The sequence below is a fragment of the Variovorax sp. V213 genome, from assembly GCF_041154455.1.
Classification (GTDB): domain Bacteria; phylum Pseudomonadota; class Gammaproteobacteria; order Burkholderiales; family Burkholderiaceae_C; genus Variovorax.
In genome coordinates this window covers 4,836,306-4,855,188 of sequence record NZ_AP028664.1, presented here as the reverse complement: position 1 = coordinate 4,855,188, position 18,883 = coordinate 4,836,306, and the positions used below count along the sequence as shown (strand labels likewise).

17 protein-coding genes are annotated in these 18,883 nt (G+C 67.3%); 3 read left to right on the top strand and 14 right to left on the bottom strand.

From position 1 onward, the window contains the following. Positions 1 to 73: 73 nt before the first annotated feature. A complete protein-coding gene (locus tag ACAM55_RS22905) occupies positions 74 to 832 on the top strand; it encodes a TSUP family transporter (RefSeq protein ID WP_369653721.1) in 759 nt (252 codons plus the stop codon). Positions 833 to 857: 25 nt separating this feature from the next. Continuing rightward, a complete protein-coding gene (gene chrA, locus ACAM55_RS22900; RefSeq protein WP_369653720.1) occupies positions 858 to 2,204 on the top strand; it encodes a chromate efflux transporter in 1,347 nt (448 codons plus the stop codon). 216 nt (positions 2,205 to 2,420) lie between these two features. Here chrA and ACAM55_RS22895 read toward each other — a convergent pair whose 3' ends face one another. The 5 genes from ACAM55_RS22895 to ACAM55_RS22875 form a co-directional block, all read right to left on the bottom strand. After that, positions 2,421 to 3,932 carry a tripartite tricarboxylate transporter permease gene (locus ACAM55_RS22895; protein WP_369653719.1) on the bottom strand — a complete coding sequence of 504 codons (1,512 nt, stop codon included), beginning with the start codon at positions 3,930 to 3,932 and terminating at the stop codon, positions 2,421 to 2,423. Between the two features lie 13 nt (positions 3,933 to 3,945). After that, a complete protein-coding gene (locus ACAM55_RS22890) occupies positions 3,946 to 4,434 on the bottom strand; it encodes a tripartite tricarboxylate transporter TctB family protein (protein ID WP_369653718.1) in 489 nt (162 codons plus the stop codon). A 206-nt stretch (positions 4,435 to 4,640) separates the two neighbouring features. After that, entirely contained in the window at positions 4,641 to 5,057 is a 417-nt protein-coding gene (locus tag ACAM55_RS22885; protein ID WP_369653717.1) for an RNA recognition motif domain-containing protein, read from the bottom strand. A gap of 180 nt (positions 5,058 to 5,237) precedes the next feature. Continuing rightward, positions 5,238 to 5,471: a DUF3820 family protein gene (locus tag ACAM55_RS22880; RefSeq protein WP_012745483.1), complete on the bottom strand. Its 234-nt coding sequence runs from the start codon at positions 5,469 to 5,471 to the stop codon at positions 5,238 to 5,240. Positions 5,472 to 5,476: 5 nt separating this feature from the next. Beyond that, positions 5,477 to 5,851: a translation initiation factor Sui1 gene (locus ACAM55_RS22875; RefSeq protein ID WP_369653716.1), complete on the bottom strand. Its 375-nt coding sequence runs from the start codon at positions 5,849 to 5,851 to the stop codon at positions 5,477 to 5,479. Between the two features lie 62 nt (positions 5,852 to 5,913). Here ACAM55_RS22875 and ACAM55_RS22870 point away from each other — a divergent pair, with 62 nt between their 5' ends. Continuing rightward, entirely contained in the window at positions 5,914 to 7,185 is a 1,272-nt protein-coding gene (locus tag ACAM55_RS22870; protein WP_369653715.1) for a DEAD/DEAH box helicase, read from the top strand. An 8-nt stretch (positions 7,186 to 7,193) separates the two neighbouring features. On the opposite strand, the gene ACAM55_RS22865 is transcribed toward ACAM55_RS22870, so the two are convergent. The 9 genes from ACAM55_RS22865 to ACAM55_RS22825 form a co-directional block, all read right to left on the bottom strand. Continuing rightward, positions 7,194 to 7,946, bottom strand: coding sequence for a slipin family protein (locus ACAM55_RS22865; RefSeq protein WP_369653714.1), 753 nt, complete (start codon positions 7,944 to 7,946; stop codon positions 7,194 to 7,196). A gap of 84 nt (positions 7,947 to 8,030) precedes the next feature. Then, positions 8,031 to 9,194 (bottom strand): acyl-CoA dehydrogenase family protein, encoded by a 1,164-nt coding sequence (locus ACAM55_RS22860; RefSeq protein WP_369653713.1) that lies wholly within the window; start codon positions 9,192 to 9,194, stop codon positions 8,031 to 8,033. A 6-nt stretch (positions 9,195 to 9,200) separates the two neighbouring features. Continuing rightward, the gene (locus tag ACAM55_RS22855) at positions 9,201 to 10,361 is read right to left on the bottom strand and encodes an acyl-CoA dehydrogenase family protein (RefSeq protein ID WP_369653712.1); all 1,161 of its coding nucleotides are present in this window, start codon (positions 10,359 to 10,361) and stop codon (positions 9,201 to 9,203) included. Between the two features lie 14 nt (positions 10,362 to 10,375). Further along, on the bottom strand, positions 10,376 to 11,290 hold the full coding sequence (locus ACAM55_RS22850) for an SDR family oxidoreductase (RefSeq protein WP_369653711.1): 915 nt from the start codon (positions 11,288 to 11,290) through the stop codon (positions 10,376 to 10,378). Positions 11,291 to 11,333: 43 nt separating this feature from the next. After that, on the bottom strand, positions 11,334 to 13,283 hold the full coding sequence (locus tag ACAM55_RS22845; protein WP_369653710.1) for an acetyl-CoA carboxylase biotin carboxylase subunit: 1,950 nt from the start codon (positions 13,281 to 13,283) through the stop codon (positions 11,334 to 11,336). After that, complete coding sequence (locus ACAM55_RS22840; RefSeq protein ID WP_369653709.1) at positions 13,280 to 14,890, bottom strand: acyl-CoA carboxylase subunit beta; 1,611 nt, start codon at positions 14,888 to 14,890, stop codon at positions 13,280 to 13,282. The genes ACAM55_RS22845 and ACAM55_RS22840 overlap by 4 nt, the downstream gene beginning before the upstream one ends. A gap of 72 nt (positions 14,891 to 14,962) precedes the next feature. Further along, positions 14,963 to 15,736, bottom strand: a complete 774-nt coding sequence (locus ACAM55_RS22835) for an MHYT domain-containing protein (RefSeq protein WP_369653708.1) — start codon at positions 15,734 to 15,736, stop codon at positions 14,963 to 14,965. Positions 15,737 to 15,867: 131 nt separating this feature from the next. Beyond that, positions 15,868 to 17,520 (bottom strand): hypothetical protein, encoded by a 1,653-nt coding sequence (locus ACAM55_RS22830; RefSeq protein ID WP_369653707.1) that lies wholly within the window; start codon positions 17,518 to 17,520, stop codon positions 15,868 to 15,870. 121 nt (positions 17,521 to 17,641) lie between these two features. After that, positions 17,642 to 18,865 (bottom strand): DUF445 domain-containing protein, encoded by a 1,224-nt coding sequence (locus tag ACAM55_RS22825; protein WP_369653706.1) that lies wholly within the window; start codon positions 18,863 to 18,865, stop codon positions 17,642 to 17,644. Between the last annotated feature and the right edge of the window lie 18 nt (positions 18,866 to 18,883).

Genomic DNA, 18,883 nt, shown 5'->3' with positions numbered 1-18,883 from the left:
AGAGCTTTTCTGCCCGTCCCACCTTTGGATGAAGCTCCCTTTTTGATAGCAATCAGGGTGCGACAATCCAACCATGGAAATGCTGGTGGTAACGGGCGCCTCGCTGCTCGCGGGCTTTGTCGATTCGATCGTGGGCGGTGGGGGACTGATCCTCGTGCCGGCGCTCTTCGCCGTCTTTCCAGGTGCACCGCCTGCCACGTTGCTGGGCACCAACAAAAGTGCTTCTATTTGGGGCACGGCGGCCGCGGCAGCCCAGTTCAGCCAGCGGGTCCGGATGCGGTGGGGCGCCTTGTGGCCCGCCGCCGTGCTCGGGTTTGCCGGCTCGATGCTGGGTGCCTGGGGTGTGACAGTGTTCCCCGGCGACTTCCTGCGCCGGGCGCTGCCCATCGTGCTCCTGGGCGTGCTGATCTACACGGTGATGCGCAAGGACCTTGGGCGCCATCATGTCCCGCGCTTCAGCGGCCGTGCCGAAACGCTGGCGGCCTGCGCCATCGGGCTGTCGATCGGCTTCTATGACGGCTTCTTCGGCCCCGGCGCAGGCAGCTTTCTCGTCTTCCTGTTCGTGCGCTGGATGGGCTACGACTTCCTGAACGCCTCGGCGTCCGCCAAGGTCATCAATACGCTCACCAACGCCGCGGCCCTGCTGCTGCTCGCGTTCAAGGGACATGTCTGGTGGCACTATGGGCTGGTGATGGCGGTCGCCAACGTGGCCGGCAGCTTGCTGGGCACGCGAGTTGCGCTGAAGCACGGCGCCGGCTTCGTGCGGGTGGTGTTCATCGTCGTCGTGAGCGCGTTGATCCTGAAGACCGCCTACGACGCCTTCCTGAAATAGCGAAGAAAAAGAGAAAGTCCCATTCATGGCATTGCCAGAGCCTGTCGAACGCCCCGCTCCCGTCAGCTTCTGGCGGGCCTTCGGCTATTGGCTCAAGCTGGGGTTCATCAGCTTCGGCGGCCCGGCCGGACAGATCGCGCTGATGCACCAGGATCTGGTCGAGCGCCGGCGCTGGATCTCGGAGAAGCGCTTTCTGCACGCACTCAATTACTGCATGCTGCTGCCGGGCCCCGAAGCCCAGCAGCTGGCCACCTACATCGGCTGGCTCATGCATCGCACCTGGGGCGGTATTGCGGCGGGGGTGCTCTTCGTGCTGCCGTCCCTCTTCATCCTGATTGCGCTGTCGTGGGCCTACATGGCCTACGGCCACGTGCCGGCGGTGGCGGGCCTGCTCTACGGTGTGAAGCCTGCGGTGACGGCCATCGTGCTGTTCGCCGCCTGGCGCATCGGCTCGCGGGTGCTCAAGAACGTATGGCTCTGGGCGATTGCGGTGGCCGCCTTCGTGGCGATCTTTGCGCTACGCCTGCCATTTCCGCTGATCGTGCTTGCCGCGGGGGCCATCGGTTACTTTGGCAGCCGGATCGCCCCCGCGTATTTCGCGCCGGGCGGCGGACATGGGGCCGCCGCGGCATCGGCCGGTCCAGCGCTGATCGACGACGACACCCCGACGCCGCGGCACGCCCTTTTCGGCTGGGGCCGTTTCGTGCGCGTGCTGGCGGTGTTTGTCCTGGTGTGGCTCGGTGCCCTTGGCACGCTGGCTGCGCTGTACGGATGGAACGGTGCACTCACGCAGATGGGCTGGTTCTTCACCAAGGCGGCGCTGCTGACCTTCGGAGGTGCCTACGCGGTGCTGCCCTATGTGTTCCAGGGCGCGGTCGACCACTACCACTGGCTCAGCGCCACGCAGATGATCGACGGACTGGCGCTCGGAGAAACCACGCCCGGCCCCCTGATCATGGTGGTGTCGTTCGTGGGTTTCGTCGGCGGCTGGGGCCAGGCGCTGTTCGGCCCGCATGCGCTGTTCGCGGCGGGCGCGGCAGCGGCGGCGGTGGTGACCTTCTTCACCTTCCTGCCGTCGTTCCTGTTCATCCTGCTGGGCGGACCCTTCATCGAGTCGACCCACGGCAACCTGAAGTTCACCGCGCCGCTGACCGCCATCACCGCGGCCGTGGTCGGCGTGATCGTCAACCTGGCGGTCTTCTTCGCCTACCACGTGCTCTGGCCCAGGGGCTTGTCCGGCTCCTTCGAGGTCCCCTCCGCCGTCATCGGCGTTCTCGCGGCCATCGCGCTGTTCCGCTTCAAGGCCGGCGTGATTCCGGTCGTGCTCGCCTCCGCACTCACAGGCATGGCCTGGCAACTGCTTTTGCGCTAACCCGGAACGCGAGACGAGACATTCCAGGAACACCGCGGAACCGGCTTTGCCGGGCCGCTGGTGTTGCCCCCGGTAGGGGGTTGGCGAAGCGACACGAAGTGCGCGAAGACCGGGGGCGAGCCAAGTGACACCGCGGAACCGGCTTTGCCGGGCCGCTGGTGTTGCCCCTTGAGGGGGGAGTCGAGCTACACGAAGTGAGCGAGGGACGGGGGTGGGTTATTCCTCGACGAAAGCTTCTTCGCGTTTGGCTTTGATGGAAGGCAGCAGCACGATGCCGAGCAGCAGCGCCGCTGCCACCAGCAGGCCGGCCGACAGCGGTCGCGTGACGAACACGCTCCATGCGCCGCGCGACAGCAGCAGCGCGCGCCGCAGGTTCTCTTCCATCATCGGCCCGAGGATGAAGCCCAGCAGCAGCGGCGCGGGCTCGGTCCTGAGCTTCAGGAACAAGTAGCCGATGAAGCCGAAGATCGCGACCATCCACACGTCGAAGGTGTTGTTGTTGGTCGAGTAGACGCCGATGGCGCAGAACAGCACGATGGCCGGAAACAGGAACTTGTAAGGCACCGTCAGCAGCTTGATCCACATGCCGATCAGCGGCAGGTTCAGGATGATCAGCATCGCGTTGCCGATCCACATCGAGGCAATGAGGCCCCAGAACAGCTCGGGGTTGCTGGTCATCACCTGCGGGCCCGGCTGGATGTTGTGGATGGTCATCGCGCCCACCATCAGCGCCATCACGGCGTTGGGCGGAATGCCCAGCGTCAGCAACGGGATGAAGGACGTCTGCGCGCCGGCGTTGTTGGCCGACTCCGGCGATGCCACGCCGCGGATGTTGCCCTTGCCGAAAGCGACTTCACCCGGGCGCATCTTGATCTTCTTCTCGAGCGCGTAGGCTGCAAACGCCGCCAGCAGCGCGCCGCCGCCGGGCAGGATGCCGAGCGCAGAGCCGAGTGCCGTGCCGCGCAGCACGGCCGGCGTCATGCGCTTGAAGTCTTCCTTGGTGGGCCACAGGCCCTTGACCTTGTGCGTGAACACCTCGCGCTCGTCGTCGGGCTGCGAGAGGTTGCCGATGATCTCGCCATAGCCGAACACGCCCATGGCAATCACCACGAAGCCGATGCCGTCGGTCAGTTCCGGAATGTCGAAGCTGAAGCGCGCCACGCCGGAATTGACGTCGGTGCCCACGATGCCGAGCAAGAGGCCCAGCACGATCATGGCCACCGCCTTGAGCAGCGAGCCCGAAGCCAGCACCACGGCGCCGATCAGCCCCAGCACCATCAGCGAGAAATACTCGGCCGGGCCGAACTTGAAGGCCAGCTCGGTCAGCGGCGGTGCAAAGGCCGCCAGGATCAGCGTGCCCACGCAGCCCGCGAAGAACGAGCCCAGGCCCGCCGCGGCCAGCGCGGGGCCTGCGCGGCCCTGCCTTGCCATCTGGTAGCCGTCGATGCAGGTGACCACCGAGGACGATTCCCCCGGCAGGTTGACCAGGATCGCGGTGGTCGAGCCGCCGTACTGCGCGCCGTAGTAGATGCCGGCCAGCATGATCAGCGCCGACACGGGCGGCAGCGCATACGTGGCGGGCAGCAGCATCGCGATGGTCGCGACCGGGCCGATGCCCGGCAGCACGCCGATCAGCGTGCCCAGGATGCAGCCGACCAGGCAGTACAGCAGGTTGGTGAAAGTGAAGGCGACGCCGAAGCCGGTCGCGAGGTTGTGGAACAGTTCCATGGCGGTGTGCTCCTCAACCCGAAATGAAAGTAGGCCAGACCTGGATCTGGAGCTTGAGCGCCCAGATGAAGGCCACATAGCTGCCGGCCGCCAGGATGGTGGACAGCACCAGCACGTCGCGCAGCTTGAATTGCTGGCCGGCCATGCTCGAGATGATGGTGAGCGCGTAGATCGCGACGATCATTCCCATCGCGGGCACGCCGATGCTCGGCAGGCCGCCGAGCAGCACGCCGAACGCCAGGTTGGCGCCGAGCACGAAGGCCAGCGGCCTCCAGGCCCATTTGCCGATCGGGTCGCCGCCGGCGGTTTCGACCACCATGGCCTGGAACATGATGAATGCCCCCAGGATGGCCAGCAGGATGCCCAGCATGAGCGGAAAGTAGCCGGGGCCCATGCGGGCCCCGTCGCCGATGTTGTAGGTTGTGGCGCCGATGGCGAAAGCGCCGCCCACGGCTGTGAACATGACTCCTGAAAAGAAGTCAGCCTGACTCTTGATACGCATTGTCTCGACCCTCTTGATTGGACCGGTGAGGGTCGTCGGGTGCGGCTGACCGTTGGCTGACCGGCACGGTAAGGACAAATGCGTACAAGGGTTCTCCCGCCGAGCGAAAGAAGGCGCAGCGGAAACGAAAAAAGCTCCCGAAGGAGCTTTTTGTTCATTCAGAGAGCCGGGGCTCTCTTGATGAGTGGGGGTGAGTGCGTGAGGGCTTAGTAGCCGCCGCGGCCACCGCCGCCGTAGCCGCCGCCACCACCGCTGCGGCCACCGCCGCCGCCACCACCGTAGCCGCCGCCGCCGCCGCCGCCGCCACCACCGTAGCCGCCACCACCACCAGCGCCGCCGCCATAGCCGCCGCCACCGGTACGGGGGGGGCGAGCTTCCATCGGACGTGCTTCGTTCACGGTCAGGGCGCGGCCCTGGAGCGAATGGCCGTTCATGGCTTCAACGGCTGCCAGCGCTTCAGCGTCGGTGCCCATTTCCACGAAACCGAAGCCCTTGGAGCGACCGGTGTCGCGTTCCATCATGACCTTGGCGCTGACGATCGAGCCGAACTCGCCGAAAGCCTGTTCCAGGTCGTTATCACGCACGGAGTAGGCGAGGTTGCCTACGTAGAGTTTCTTGCCCATTGAGGGACTCCTAATTCAAACCAACAATACAAAGCGATGGAGTCCCAGAATCACAACAAACAAATGCGCTGTGGCGCGAAACTGACCGATCACCGAATTACGTGCACGGGAGCAAGCTCACAGACACGTAGGCCGGATTATCAATCCGATCTGGGAAAAGCGTGTCGAAATCCGCGCTTATTACGAAACATCACGCCCTGACGGGCGGTTTCGCAACGGTTGGAGCAGGCCGGAAAGGCCGTTGTGGTCTATTTCATGCATCAAATGGAGCAGCCGGCCGATCTCGCCCGAGGGAAAACCCTCGCGCGCGAACCAATTCAGATAATTTCCGGGCAAATCGGCAATCAATGTGCCCTTGTGTTTACCAAAGGGCATTTCGAGCGTGACCAGACGCTGCAGGTCTTCGGGTTTCATGCGCTTCAGCCTCCCGCGCGCTTGACCGTGTGGCCCTGCTTTACCAGGGCGGCGATCACCAGTTCCCGGTGGTCGCCCTGGATCTCGATGGTGCCGTCCTTCACCGTGCCGCCCGAACCGCAGGCCGTCTTGAGTTGCTTGCCCACGGCTGCGAGCGCGGCCGCATCGAGTGCGAGGCCCTTGACCACGGTCACGCCCTTGCCTTTGCGGCCCTTGGTCTCGTGCGATACACGCACAATGCCATCGGTGGCCGGAATGCGCGCCTTGTTCTCCTTGCAGCGGCACTGCGCCATCGGCGCGCGGCAATCGGGGCACATGCGGCCGCCCGCCTCGGTGGAGTACACCAGGGCGCTGGCCTGATTGCTTTTCATCGTTGCCATTCGATCGCTCTCTTCTTCAATTCTTCTTCACTGCTTCCGGTTTCATCTCTCTGTCTGCTCACATGCCATTCGACTCACTGGGCCTGGCCCCCGCGCTCGTGCAGGCTGCCGCCGAAAGCGGCTATGCCGCGCCGACCGCCATCCAGGCTGCGGCCATTCCCGCCATTCTGCAAGGCCGCGACGTCCGGGGCTCGGCGCAGACCGGTTCCGGCAAGACCGCCGCATTTTCCCTCCCGCTGCTGCAGCGCCTGGCCGCCGAACCCGCACAGGCGCCGCGCCGCGTGCGCGCGCTGGTGCTCGTGCCCACGCGTGAGCTCGCGGCCCAGGTCGGCGAGACGATGCGCAGCCTGGCGCAGCACCTGCCCGAGCGGCTCAAGATCGCCATTGCCTTCGGCGGCGTGTCGATCAACCCGCAGATGATGAGCCTGCGCGGCGGCGCCGATATCGTGGTCGCCACGCCGGGCCGCCTGCTCGACCTGGTGGACCACAACGCGCTGAAGCTCGATGCGGTTTCCATGCTCGTGCTCGACGAGGCCGACCGCCTGTTCGACCTCGGCTTTGCCGAGGAACTGGGCCGCATCCTCGCGCTGCTGCCGCCGCGGCGCCAGAACCTGTTGTTCTCCGCCACCTTCCCACCCGCCATCCAGGCGCTGGCCGACAGCACGCTGCAGGACCCGGCGGTGATCGACGTGCAGGGCGAGCCCGGCACCGAGCCCGCCATCGTGCAGCGCGTGATCGAGGTCGATGCGAACCGCCGCACGCAGCTGCTGCGGCATCTGCTGAAAGAGAACGCGTGGGACCGCGTGCTGGTCTTCGTCGCCACGCAGCATGCGGCGCAGACCGTGGCCGAGAAGCTCTACAAGAACGGCGTCTACGCGGTGCCTTTCCACGGCGACATCGCGCAGGGCACGCGCACCGGCATCCTCGCGCAGTTCAAGGAGAGCCGGTGGGACGTGGTGATTGCCACCGACCTGGCCGCACGCGGCATCGACATTGCGCAGTTGCCGGTGGTGATCAACTACGACCTGCCGCGCTCGCCCACCGACTACATCCACCGCATCGGCCGCACCGGGCGTGCCGGCGAGAGCGGGCTGGCCATCAGTTTCGTGAGCGCGACGACCGAGGCGCACTTTCGCCTGATCGAAAAGCGCCAGGGCCTCCACCTGCCGCGCGAGCGTATCGAAGGCTTCGAGCCGACCGAGGCCGCCGTGCCGATGGTCGATGCCTCGGGCACCGGCGGCATCAAGGGCAAGCGGCCGAGCAAGAAGGACAAGCTGCGCGCGGCGGCCGCGCTCGCTGGCGCGCGACAGGGCGGCCCCGAAAAGAGCGACTGACCGGCGCGCTACGCGGGCTTCGACAGGAAAGTCGACAACAAGTCCACCGGCAGCGGGAAGACGATGGTGGTGTTCTTGTCCGCGCCGATCACCGTCAGCGTTTCCAGGTAGCGCAGCTGGATCGCCTGCGGCTCCTGCGCCAGCACGCGCGCGGCCTGGTACAGCTTCTCGGACGCCTGAAGTTCGCCTTCGGCGTGGATCACCTTGGCACGCCGCTCGCGTTCCGCCTCGGCCTGCCGCGCGATGGCCCGGATCATCGATTCGGTGAGGTCGATCTGCTTGATTTCCACGTTGGAGACCTTGATGCCCCAGGAGGTCGTCTGCACGTCGAGCGACTCCCGCACATCCAGGTTGAGTTTTTCCCGTTCGGCCAGCATGTCGTCCAGCTGGTGCTTGCCCAGCACCGAGCGCAGCGTGGTCTGCGCCAGCTGGCTGGTCGCGTTGAAGAAGTCCTTGACCTCGATGATGGCCTTTTCGGCATCGACGATGCGGAAGTAGACGACCGCGCTGACCTTCACCGACACGTTGTCGCGCGAGATCACGTCCTGGGTCGGAACCTCGAGCACCACGGTGCGCAGGTCGACCCGCACGACCTGCTGGATGACGGGAATCACGATCACCAGCCCGGGCCCCGCGACCCTGGAGAAGCGACCCAGGGTGAACACGACGCCGCGTTCGTATTCGCGAAAGATCCAGATTGCTGAAAAAAGCAGCACCACCAGCAAGACAAGCAAGACGGTACCGATGCCGAAAGTGAACATGGCGGTCTCCCGCGACCCAGCGACAGCGCTGGATTGTTGGACCGTCGGCGCACACGGGCGTTCCTGAAGACCCTGCCCCAGGGGTTACCAACCCATCTGCCGAGCCGCAAGCTCCTTCATGATCTCCTCGGCGCCGCCGCCGATCATCATCACCTTGACTTCGCGGTAGATGCGCTCGCTCACCGTGCCGCGCATGAAGCCCATGCCGCCGAGGATCTGCACGGCCTGGTCGGCGCAGAACTGCATGGTCTGCGTGGCGTGGTTCTTGAGCATGCAGACCTCCGCCACCCATTCGGGTGCGTTGAAACGGCCGGCCGCCTCGTGTGCATCGCCTTGCGCCGACACGGCCTCGAGCCACGCCTCGGTGGAGGAAATGCGCATCTGCATGTCGACCAGCTTGTGGCGTACCGCCTGGTGCTCGATGAGCGCCGCACCGAATGTCTTGCGCTCGCGCGACCACGCCAGCGCCTCGTCGAGGCAGGCCTGCGCGAAGCCGAGCGCGCCCGCAGCCAGGCCGATGCGCTCGCCGTTGAAGTTGCTCATGATCATGCGAAAGCCCGCGCCTTCTTCGCCGAGCAGGTAGCGTGCGGGCACGCGCACGTTGTCGAAATGCAGCTGCGCGGTGTCGGAGCACCACCAGCCCATCTTCGCAAGGCGCGTGCGCGTGAGGCCGGCCGCATCGCTGGGCACCAGCAGCATCGATATGCCGCCCGCACCGCGCTCCTCGCCGGTGCGCACGGCCACCGTGATCCAGTCGGCGCGCATGCCCGAGGTGATGAAGGTCTTTTCGCCGTTCAGCACGTAATGGTCGCCGTCGCGCCTTGCCGTCGTGCGCAGCGCAGCGACATCGGAGCCGCCGCCGGGTTCGGTGATCGCGAGCGCCGCGATCTTCTCGCCGCGCAGCACCGGTGACACGACCTCGGCGCGCACCGCATCGCTGCCGTGCAGCACCACCGGCGGCAGGCCGATGTTGTGCGAGAACAGGCTCGCCAGCACGCCGCCGCTCTTGCCGTGCCGTGCCAGCGCGATCCAGGCAGGGAGCTTGAGCGCATACGAAGCCGGCGTACCGCCGAACGCTTCGGGATAGCCGAGACCGAGCAGCCCGAGTTCCGCGGCGCGTGCGTAGAGCGCGCGCGGAAATTCGCCCGCGTCGTCCCAGGCTTCGACATTCGGCGCGATCTCGTTCTCGGCAAAGCGCCGCACCGTGTCGGCGAGCGCCGCGCGGTCGGCTTGCAGTTCGGCGTCCATCGCGCTTCAGCCGCGCGGCGGCCGCTTGGCGATGCCCATGGTCTTCGCGAGGATGCCCAGCATCACCTCGTCCGCGCCGCCGCCGATGGAGCCCAGCCGGCCGTCGCGGTACAGGCGCGAGACGCGGTTCTCGAGCGTGAAGCCCATGCCGCCCCAGAACTGCAGGCAGGTGTCGGCCACCTGCCGCGTGAGCCGGCCCGTCTTGAGCTTGGCCATCGAGGCCAGCTCGAGCACGTCCTCGCCCTGCACATGCAGATCGCAGGCTCGGTAGGCGAGGGCGCGCAGCGCCTCCACTTCGGTCTTGAGCTCGGCCAGCTTGAATTGCACCCACTGCTGGTCGGCCAGCGTGCCGCCGAACATGTGGCGCTGCTGCGCCCATTCGATGGTCTGCGCGATGCAGTCCTCCATCGGTTCGAGCGAACTCGCGGCGGCCCACAGCCGCTCTTCCTGGAATTGCTGCATCTGGTAGACGAAGCCCTGGCCTTCCTCGCCGATGCGATAGCGCTGCGGCACGCGAACGTTGTCGAAGTAGATGAGGCCGGTGTCACTCGAATGCATGCCGATCTTGCGGATTTTTTTTGCCTTCTCGATACCAGGCGCGTCCATGGGCACCATCACGAGCGACTTGTTCCGATGCACCGGGCCGTCGCTGGTGTTGACCAGCATGCACATCCAGTCGGCCTGCAGGCTGTTGGTGATCCACATCTTCTGGCCGCTGATGAGGTAGTCAGCGCCGTCCTTGCGCGCATGGCTCTTGAGACCCGCCACGTCGCTGCCCGCGCCGGGCTCGCTCACGCCGATGCAGCCGACCGTGTCGCCCGCGATGGCGGGTGCCAGGAACTCGCGGCGCAGTTCGTCGCTGCCAAAGCGCGCGAGTGCGGGCGTGCACATGTCGGTCTGCACGCCGATGGCCATCGGCACGCCGCCGCAGCTCACGTGGCCCAGCGCCTCGGCCATCGCCATCGCGTACGAATAGTCGAGGCCGGCGCCGCCGAAGGCCTCGGGCTTGTTGAGGCCCAGCATGCCCAGGTTGCCGAGCTTCTTGAAGACCTCGTGCGCGGGAAAGATCTCGGCCTCTTCCCATTCGTCGACATGCGGATTGATCTCGTCGTCGATGAAGCGGCGCAGCGTGTTCTGGATCTCGAGATGCTCGTGGGTGTACTGCATGCGGTTGTCTCCAATCAGTCGTTCGGTTCGTCGCCATCCTGGAACACGCGCGGCGTCTCGGCGAGATGAAAGCCGTCGAAGGGCCGCACCGCCGCGCGCTGCTGCGCCTGCGCATCGGGCAGCGCCATTGGCCAGCCCATGCGCACCTGCGGCCGCGCGCCGTCCACGCGCAGCACGCTGCCGCTGATGAAGCTCGCCGCGGGGCTCAGCAGGAAGGCGATGGCGGCCGAGGTCTCGGCCTCGTTGCCGAAGCGCCCCGCGGGCACGGTGTTGCGCATGGCGCGCAGCATGTCGCCGGCCTCGGGCGGGTAGTGGTCCATGCCGCTCGATGCGATATAGCCCGGCGCCACGGCGTTCACGCGCACGCCGCTCGCGGCCCATTCGAGGGCGGCCGTTTCGGTGAAGCTCACCATGCCCGCGCGCGCGGCGCCGCTGTGGCCCATGTTGGGCATGGAACCCCACATGTCGGCCACGATGTTGACGATGGCACCGCCCTTGGCCTGCATGCTTTGCACAAAGCATTCGCGCGCGACCAGGAAGCCGCCCGTGAGGTTGGTGTGGATCACCGCCTCCCAGCCCTTGGCCGAAATCGCCGCGAGCGGCGTGATGTACTGGCCGCCCGCGTTGTTGACGAGGCCGTCGATGCGGCCATGTGTCGCGACGATGCCGGCAACGGCTGTGCGCACCGCCTCTTCCTGCCGGATGTCGAAGGCCTGGATGCCTGCCTTGCCACCGGCACTCGCGATCTCGGCCTGCACCTGCTTCAGCTTTTCGGTCTTGCGGCCGACCAGCACCACCTCTGCGCCCAGCGACGCGAGCTCGTGCGCCGTGCAGCGGCCGATGCCGGAGCCACCGCCGGTGACGACGATCACCTGCCCGGCGAACAGGCCGGGCGAGAACACGGAACGATATCGGGAAGAGGCGTTCATGCGAAAGGCTTCCGGAAAAACTGAACGAGCGCAGTGTGCGCCCTCATGCGTCGGCAATCTCCGCCACCACATGGCGCGCCGCCACCTGTGCACCCACCGCCACGTGCAATGCGGCAACGCGGCCGGCGCGCGGCGCGCAGTGCACATGTTCCATCTTCATCGCTTCGAGCGTGACGAGCGGCTGGCCGGCGGCGACCGCGTCGCCCTCGGCCACCAGCAGCGCGATGACGCGGCCGTTCATCGAGGCGCGCAGCAGGCCGTCGCCGGCCGCGGCACCGGCGCGGGGCACGGCGACATGCGTCAGGTCCTGCAGTTCGAAGGCCTGGCCGCGGAAATGGAACCATGAGCGATCGGCGGATACGCGCACCGCCAAGGCCTGCTCCGAGACGCTTCCGCACGAGAAGCGCACGCTGCCATTGCCGGGCAGCGACAGCAGCACGATATGGGCCGGTGGCGCTGCGTCGAGCGCGACATCGAAACGGCCCGAACCCCTCGGCGTCACCCGCACCGCGTGCACCTCGCCGTTGAGCGAAAAGCGCAGTGCGTTGGGCAGGGTATGCGCAAGCGGCGACGGCCATCCGCGTTCGCCCAGCTGGATCAGCAGCGCGGCCAGCCATACGGCGCGGCCTTCCGTGGCGGCATCGGGCGCGAGCAATGCATCGGCATGCTCGGCAATGAACGCCGTCGTTGCAGTGCCGTCGGCAAACACAGGGTGCGACAGCGCATGCTGCAAGAGCTGCTGGTTGGTTGCGATACCCAGTGCCACCGTGTCCTGCAGCCCTGCGATCAGCCGCTGCCTGGCTTCGTCGCGCGTGCGGCCGTGTGCCACGAGCTTGGCGATCATCGAGTCGTAGAAGGGCGGCACCGCGGCGCCGTCACGCAGCGCGTGCTCGACGCGAAGGGCCGGCGAAGGCCGCCATGCGGCGAGCGTGCCGCTCTGCGGCATGAAGCCCTGTTGCGGGTCTTCGGCGCAGAGCCGAACCTCGATCGCGTGGCCGCTCATGCGCACGTCCTGTTGAGCGAGGGGCAGCGGTTCGCCGGCCGCCACGCGCAGTTGCAGTTCGACCAGGTCGAGCCCCGTCACCGCTTCGGTCACCGGGTGTTCCACCTGCAGCCGCGTGTTCATTTCCATGAACCAGTACCGGCCCTCGGCATCGAGCAGGAATTCGAGCGTGCCCGCACCTTCATAGCCCATGGCCTTGGCCGCCGCCACGGCCGTTGCGCCCATGCGTTCGCGCAAGACCGGGGAAACGGCCGGCGAGGGGGACTCCTCGATCACCTTCTGGTGCCGCCGCTGCACCGAACAATCGCGTTCGCCGAGGTGAATGGCGTTGCCGTGCCGGTCGGCGAACACTTGGATCTCGATGTGCCGTGGAGCAACGATGGCGCGCTCCAGGATCACGGTTGCGTCGCCGAAGGCATGGAGCGCCTCGGACTGCGCGCTATGCAGCAGTTCGGCAAACGACGCGGCCGAAGGCGCGAGCCGCATGCCGCGTCCGCCGCCGCCGGCCGTCGCCTTGATCATCACCGGCCAGCCGATGCGTGCAGCTTCTGCGGCGAGCGTGGCCGTGCCTTGGTCTTTGCCTTGATAGCCAGGGATGCACGGCACGCCGGCCGCCTGCATCAGCCGCTTGGCGCCGGCCTTGTCGCCCATGGCGCGAATGGCTTCGGGCGAGGGGCCGATGAAGACCAGCCCCGCATCCAGGCAGGCCTGCGCGAACTCCGCGTTCTCAGCCAGGAAGCCGTAGCCCGGGTGCACGGCTTCGGCGCCGCTGGCGTGGGCGGCTTCGACGATGGCGGGGATGTTCAGGTAGCTCTGCGCGGGCAGCGGCTCGCCGATCCACACGGCCTGGTCGGCTTGCCGCACGTGCTCCGCATCGGCGTCGGCGCTCGAATACACGGCCACCGTGCGGTAGCCCATGGCGCGCGCGGTGCGCATCACGCGCACGGCGATCTCGCCGCGGTTGGCCACAAGTATCTTGTTGAAGCTCATGGCCGCGCCACCGAAAACTGCATCGCCTGCGCCACGCGCGCATCGGCATCGCGGCAGACCGAGAGCACTTCGGCCAGCACCGCGCGCGTGTCGCGCGGATCGATCACGCCGTCGTCGAGCAGCAGCGCGCTGGTGGTGAACACGCTGGTCTGGCGCTCGAAGCGCTCGACAATCTGCCGCTGCATGGCATCGATCTTCGCGCGGTCGAGCGTTCCCTTGCGAGACATTCCTGCTTCCATCACGATGGCCATGGTCTGCGCCGCCTGCTCGCCACCCATCACCGCGGTGCGCGCGTTGGGCCACGAAAAGCAGAAGCGCGGCGCAAAGCCGCGGCCGCACATGCCGTAGTTGCCGGCGCCGTAAGAGGCGCCGCAATGCAGCGTGATCTGCGGCACCGTGGCGCTGGTCACGGCCTGGATCATCTTGGCGCCGTGCTTGATGATGCCGGCCTCTTCGTGCGCGCGGCCCACCATGTAGCCGGTGATGTTCTGCAGGTAGACGATGGGCGTGCGCGACTGGCAGCAGGCCTGGATGAAGTGCGTGGCCTTGGTCGCGCCATCGGAGTCGATGGGCCCGTTGTTGGTGACGATGCCCACCGCGTGGCCTTCGAGCCGCATGTGCCCGCACACCGTGGCGCTGCCGTAGTGCTCGCTGAACTCGAGAAACTCGGAGCCGTCGGCAATGCGCGCGATGACCTCGCGCATGTCCACCGGACGCCGGCCATCGCCCGGCATGATGCCGAGCAGTTCTTCGGCCTCGTACAGCGGCGGCGCGAACCGGCGCGGCGCCTCGTCGCGGGCCCAGTCGATGCCGCCGAGGATCGAGCGCGCGATGCGGATCGCGTCGCGGTCGTCCTCGGCCAGGTAGTCGCCAAGGCCCGAGACGTGGGTGTGCATCACGGCGCCGCCCAGCTCCTCCTCGGTGGCAATTTCGCCGGTGGCCGCCTTGAGCAGCGGCGGTCCCGCCAGGAAGGCGCGGGTGCGATCCCGCACCATCACGATGTAGTCGGAAAGCCCGGTCTGGTAGGCGCCGCCCGCGGTCGATGAGCCATGCGTCACGGTCACCACCGGCAGGCCCGCGGCGGAAAGCCGCGCCAGGTTGCGGAAGATGCCGCCGCCGCGCACGAAGTCCTGCACGCGGTATTGCATGAGATTGGCGCCCGCGCTTTCCACCAGCTGGACGTAGGGCAGCTTGTTCTCGAGCGCGATCTCCTGCACGCGCAGTTGCTTGTCCAGGCCCATGGGCTGCAGCGCGCCGGCGTCGATGCCCGAGTCCGACGCGCTGACCATGCAGCGCACGCCAGAAACCCGGCCGATGCCGGCGATCACGCCGCCGCCGGGCACGCTCTTGCCGAGGTCTTCGTGGTCGTGGCCCAGGCCCGCAAGCGAGGCCAGCGGCAGAAAGGGCGCGCCGGTGTCGAGCAGCAGCGCGAGCCGTTCGCGGGGCAGCAGCTGGCCGCGCCTGGCAAAGCGCTCGGCCGAGGCATTCGAGGCCGCCGCCGAGCGGGCCTCGTGCGATCGCACCTGCCCGAGCAGCGCGAGCATGCCGGCGCGGTGGGCCTGGAAGGATTCGCTGGCCGTGTGGAGCCGGGATTCGATGGCGGGCATGGAGGAGTCAGTGCAGAACGCTTTCGCTCTGCACCGACTCTAGGGCGCCGTTGCGCGCCCGGCTTGCGCCAATTAGCTGGTGCGGGCCCGCTGTGGCGCAGCGGGTGCGTCCAGGCTGGAGCCCGTGATCACCCAGTAGATGAAGATCAGCACCGCGCCGGCCGTGCCGAACACCGTCAGTCCCATGTAGTTGCCGCCGATGGCCAGTGCATCGGTGGGCGCGGCCGCGATGCAGATCATGCTGGCGGCGCTCATGCCCACATAGTGCATGGTGCAGACGGCGACGCCCATCACCGCGGCGGCGGCGATCTGGTGGCTCAGCCGGCGCAGGTTGAAGGCCAGCCACAGGGCCGCACCGGCCGCGGTGATCGCGATGGCCACCGACAGCGCCACGATGGTGGGGTCGAAGTCCATCGAGGCGCGCATGTTCATTGCAAACATGCCCATGTAGTGCATCACGCAGACGCCCACGCCGGCCAGCAGGCTGCCGGCCAGCCAGCCGGCCTTGCTGAATCTGCGCCGCCCGCCCGCCAGGTACAGCGCAATGCCCGAAATCAGGATGGCTGCCACGAGCGACACCACGGTCAGCGGCAGGTTGTACGAAATGCCCACCGGCAGCCGGTACGCCAGCATGCCGATGAAATGCATCGACCAGATACCGATGCCCCCCAGCGCCACCGCGGCGCACGCCACGACCGCGAGATTGGGTTTGCCGTCGGCGCCAACCATGCGCCCCGCACAGATCAGCGCCACCAGGGAACCTGCGAACGAGATGAGGAACGAGAGTGCCACCAGTCCGAGCGAATACTCGGGCGACAGCAGTTGGCCAACGACGAGGGGAGTCATGTTCTTATCTCCAAAAAAGAACGACTCGCCGCCGGCGGCCGGCTGGCCAAAAGGTGTAACGAGACGTCCGCGCCGGAGTCTGTAATATTTGTTTTTAAAAGTAAATCACTTCTTCATGCCTTGTCAGCGCTTCAATTCTTGGGGCGGATCCGATAGATCGCGTTGTTCCGGTCGGCTGACATGTAGATGGTCCCGTCGCTGCCCACGGCGACCCCCGTGACCACGTAGGGCGGCGGCAGGCCGGGGCTGGCGGCCAGCCCGATCGGCAGGTTTTCCGCCACCGTGCGGCGCGATCCGTCGGCGGGGGTTATCTCCACCAGCCGGCGCGCCGCGCTTTCGGCCACGATGAAACTGCCCCAGGGCGTTTGCGCCACGCCTTCGGGCAAGGCCAGTCCCTCGGCAATGGCGCGCAGCGGGGCGCTGGCATCGAGCGGTATGCGGGTCAGCTTGCCGGCCGCCTCGGTCACGTAGAGCGCTCCGTCCTGCCCGACGACCATCTGCACCGGCCCGCCCAGTCCGCTGGCGAGCACTTGCTTCTCTGCAAAGTGAAGGCCTCGCGCGCGGGTGATGGTGCCGGTGGCAATCTCGGCATAGATCACGCTGCCGTCGGGCATGGGGATGGCATCGAACGGCGCCTTCAGCCCGTGGATGGTTTCCACCGTCCTGAGGGTCTGGCGGTCGACCAGCTGCACCGTGCCCGTGAACCACGAGGTCAGCGCGAAGAGCGTGCCCGAGACGCCGATCGCGAAGGGGTAGTCGAGCTCGGGATCGCGCTGCATGCGGAACACGTCGCGCACTTCGCCGGTACGCACATCCACCTGGCGGAAGCCGAACACGTCCGCCACCCAGAGCGTGTGTCCGTCGATCTTGAGGCCCGCCGGCGCCGCGAGCTTGCCGCTGGTGAGCGTGCGCAGCGCCCCGGTGGCGGGGTCGAAGGCCTGGATTTCGTTGTTCGCCATGTTCGACACGTAGATCGTGCCGTCGGGGGCAATGGCGAGGTTGTCGAGCGAGGGGCGCAGCTGCCTGGCAACGGTCTTCCGGCCGGTGGCCAGGTCGACCCGCACCAGCTCCCCGCTGCGCGCGTCGACCACCCAGAGGTTGCCCTTGCCGTCGAGGTTGGCGGCAGCGGGAATCTTGAAACCGTCGGCGATCACGGTCATGTTGCCATTGGCCGGGTCGATCTTCACCACTTGGCCCTTGAACCACAGCGGGCCATAGAGCATGCCGTCCGGGCCAACCTCGAAGCCGTTGAAGCCGCCCATGTCTTTCTTGATGAGCCGCGGCGGCTTCTGGCCCGCGCGGTCGATCTCCCACAGCGCATCGGCCAGGAACACCTGCGAGGCGTAGAGCTTGTGGTTGCGGCGGTCGAAGTCCAGCGAGTTGAGGCCGGGCAGGTCCTTGGCGAGCACGCGCATCGGCGCGCCGTCGTTCTCGCGGTAGCGCAGCATGCCCATGAGATAGTTGGTCCACGCCAGCTCGCCCTTGGGGCCGACCGCAATGTCGTCGGCCTGGCCTTCGGGCGCGTCGATCAGGACCTTGGCCGCGCCGGTGGTGCGGTCGACCTCCCACAGGGTGCTGCCGAGCACCGAGCCCGCGAGCAGCCGGCCCTTCGAATCGATGGCCAGCCCGTGCACTCCCGCGAACGAGGATGGCGCCACCAGCGCTTCGGGCGCGGACCACGAGACGGGCCGGGTGGGCGGTGGTGGCGGAGCGAGGCTTGCGCAGGCGCCCAGCAGCGCGAACATGGCAGTCAGCGCGGCGGTGCGGAACAGGCGACGGGGCATGTCTTCTCCTTCTGGTGGGTCAATGCGCAAGCAGTCTAGAAGGAGGAAGGGGAGGCGGCGCAATCTCTCCCGGGACATGCGGACTTTCGTTCGCTGCGGATTACCCGCACCCGCGCACCGTTCACCCGCGCAGCAGCTGCGTCACTGCGTGGATCGACAGTCCCACGAGCCCGCCCACCAGCGTGCCGTTGATCCGGATGAACTGCAGGTCGCGCCCGATGTGGCGCTCCAGTTCGTCGGTCATCTCGCTGGCGTTCCATTCCCCGACGCGCTCCTCGATGTAGCGGCGGATGTCCTCGCGGTAGCGCTCGATGGCCAGCGGCGCGGCTGCCTCGATCTGCTCGTTGATCCAGTGGCGGATCGCCTCGTCGGCCTGCAGCCGCGTGCCCAATGCGCCCGCCATCGACGCGATGCGCCGGCGGATCGTCGAATCGCCCCGGCCGAGATCGCCATGCAGCCACGCCAGCAGCTCGCCCCAGATCCCGTGCAGGTAGTCGCCCAGCGCGGGGTGGGCCATGAGCTCGGCGCGGATCTGCTCGCCGCGCTGCTGGAACTCGGGGTCGAGCTTGAGTCGCACCACGAAGTCGTCCACGAAGTGATCGAAGCGCCTGCGCATCGGGTGGTCGGGCTCGGCCGCCAGTTCGGCGATGGTGCGTGCCACGGCCGCCACGATCTTGCGCGTCGCGAGCTTCGCCGCCACCTGGTCCAGGCCCACGTAGCGCAGCGTCTTGATCTCGCGCGCAATGGCTTCCGTGATGTGCGACTGAACTTCTTCCCCATCGAGCATGCCGGCCACCTGCTGCAGCACGTCGTCGAGCAACGCCTGGTGGCGACCACCGGCCGTGAGGGCGTCCAGCGCCTGGCCCATCAGGCGGGAGAGATCGATCTTCTCGAGGCCCGCCGCGGCGGCGCGTCCCATGAAGGCGCGCACGCGTTCGTCGTCGAATGCCGAGAGCCCGTAGCGCGCAGCCGCCACGCCCCATTCGCCCAGCTTCTCGCCGCTGGCCGGGCGCGCGAGCCAGTCGGCCAGCCGGCCGGCCGCGTCGAACTGCCGCAGCTTGGCAAGCACCTGCGCGGTGCTCAGGAAGTTGTTGCAGATGAAGCCGGCCAGCTTGGCGCCGATGCGGTCCTTGTTGCTCGGGATGATCGCGGTGTGCGGAATCGGCAGGCCGAGCGGGTGCCGGAACAGCGCCACCACCGCAAACCAGTCGGCAATGGCGCCGACCATCGCGGCCTCGGCGAACGCGGCCACGTAGCCCCAGGCCGGGTGCTGCCCATGCAGCGCGCTGGCCAGGGCATAAAGCAGTGCCGCGCCGCACAGCAGGCCAAGCGCGACGCGCTTCATGCGGTCCAACGCGAGCCC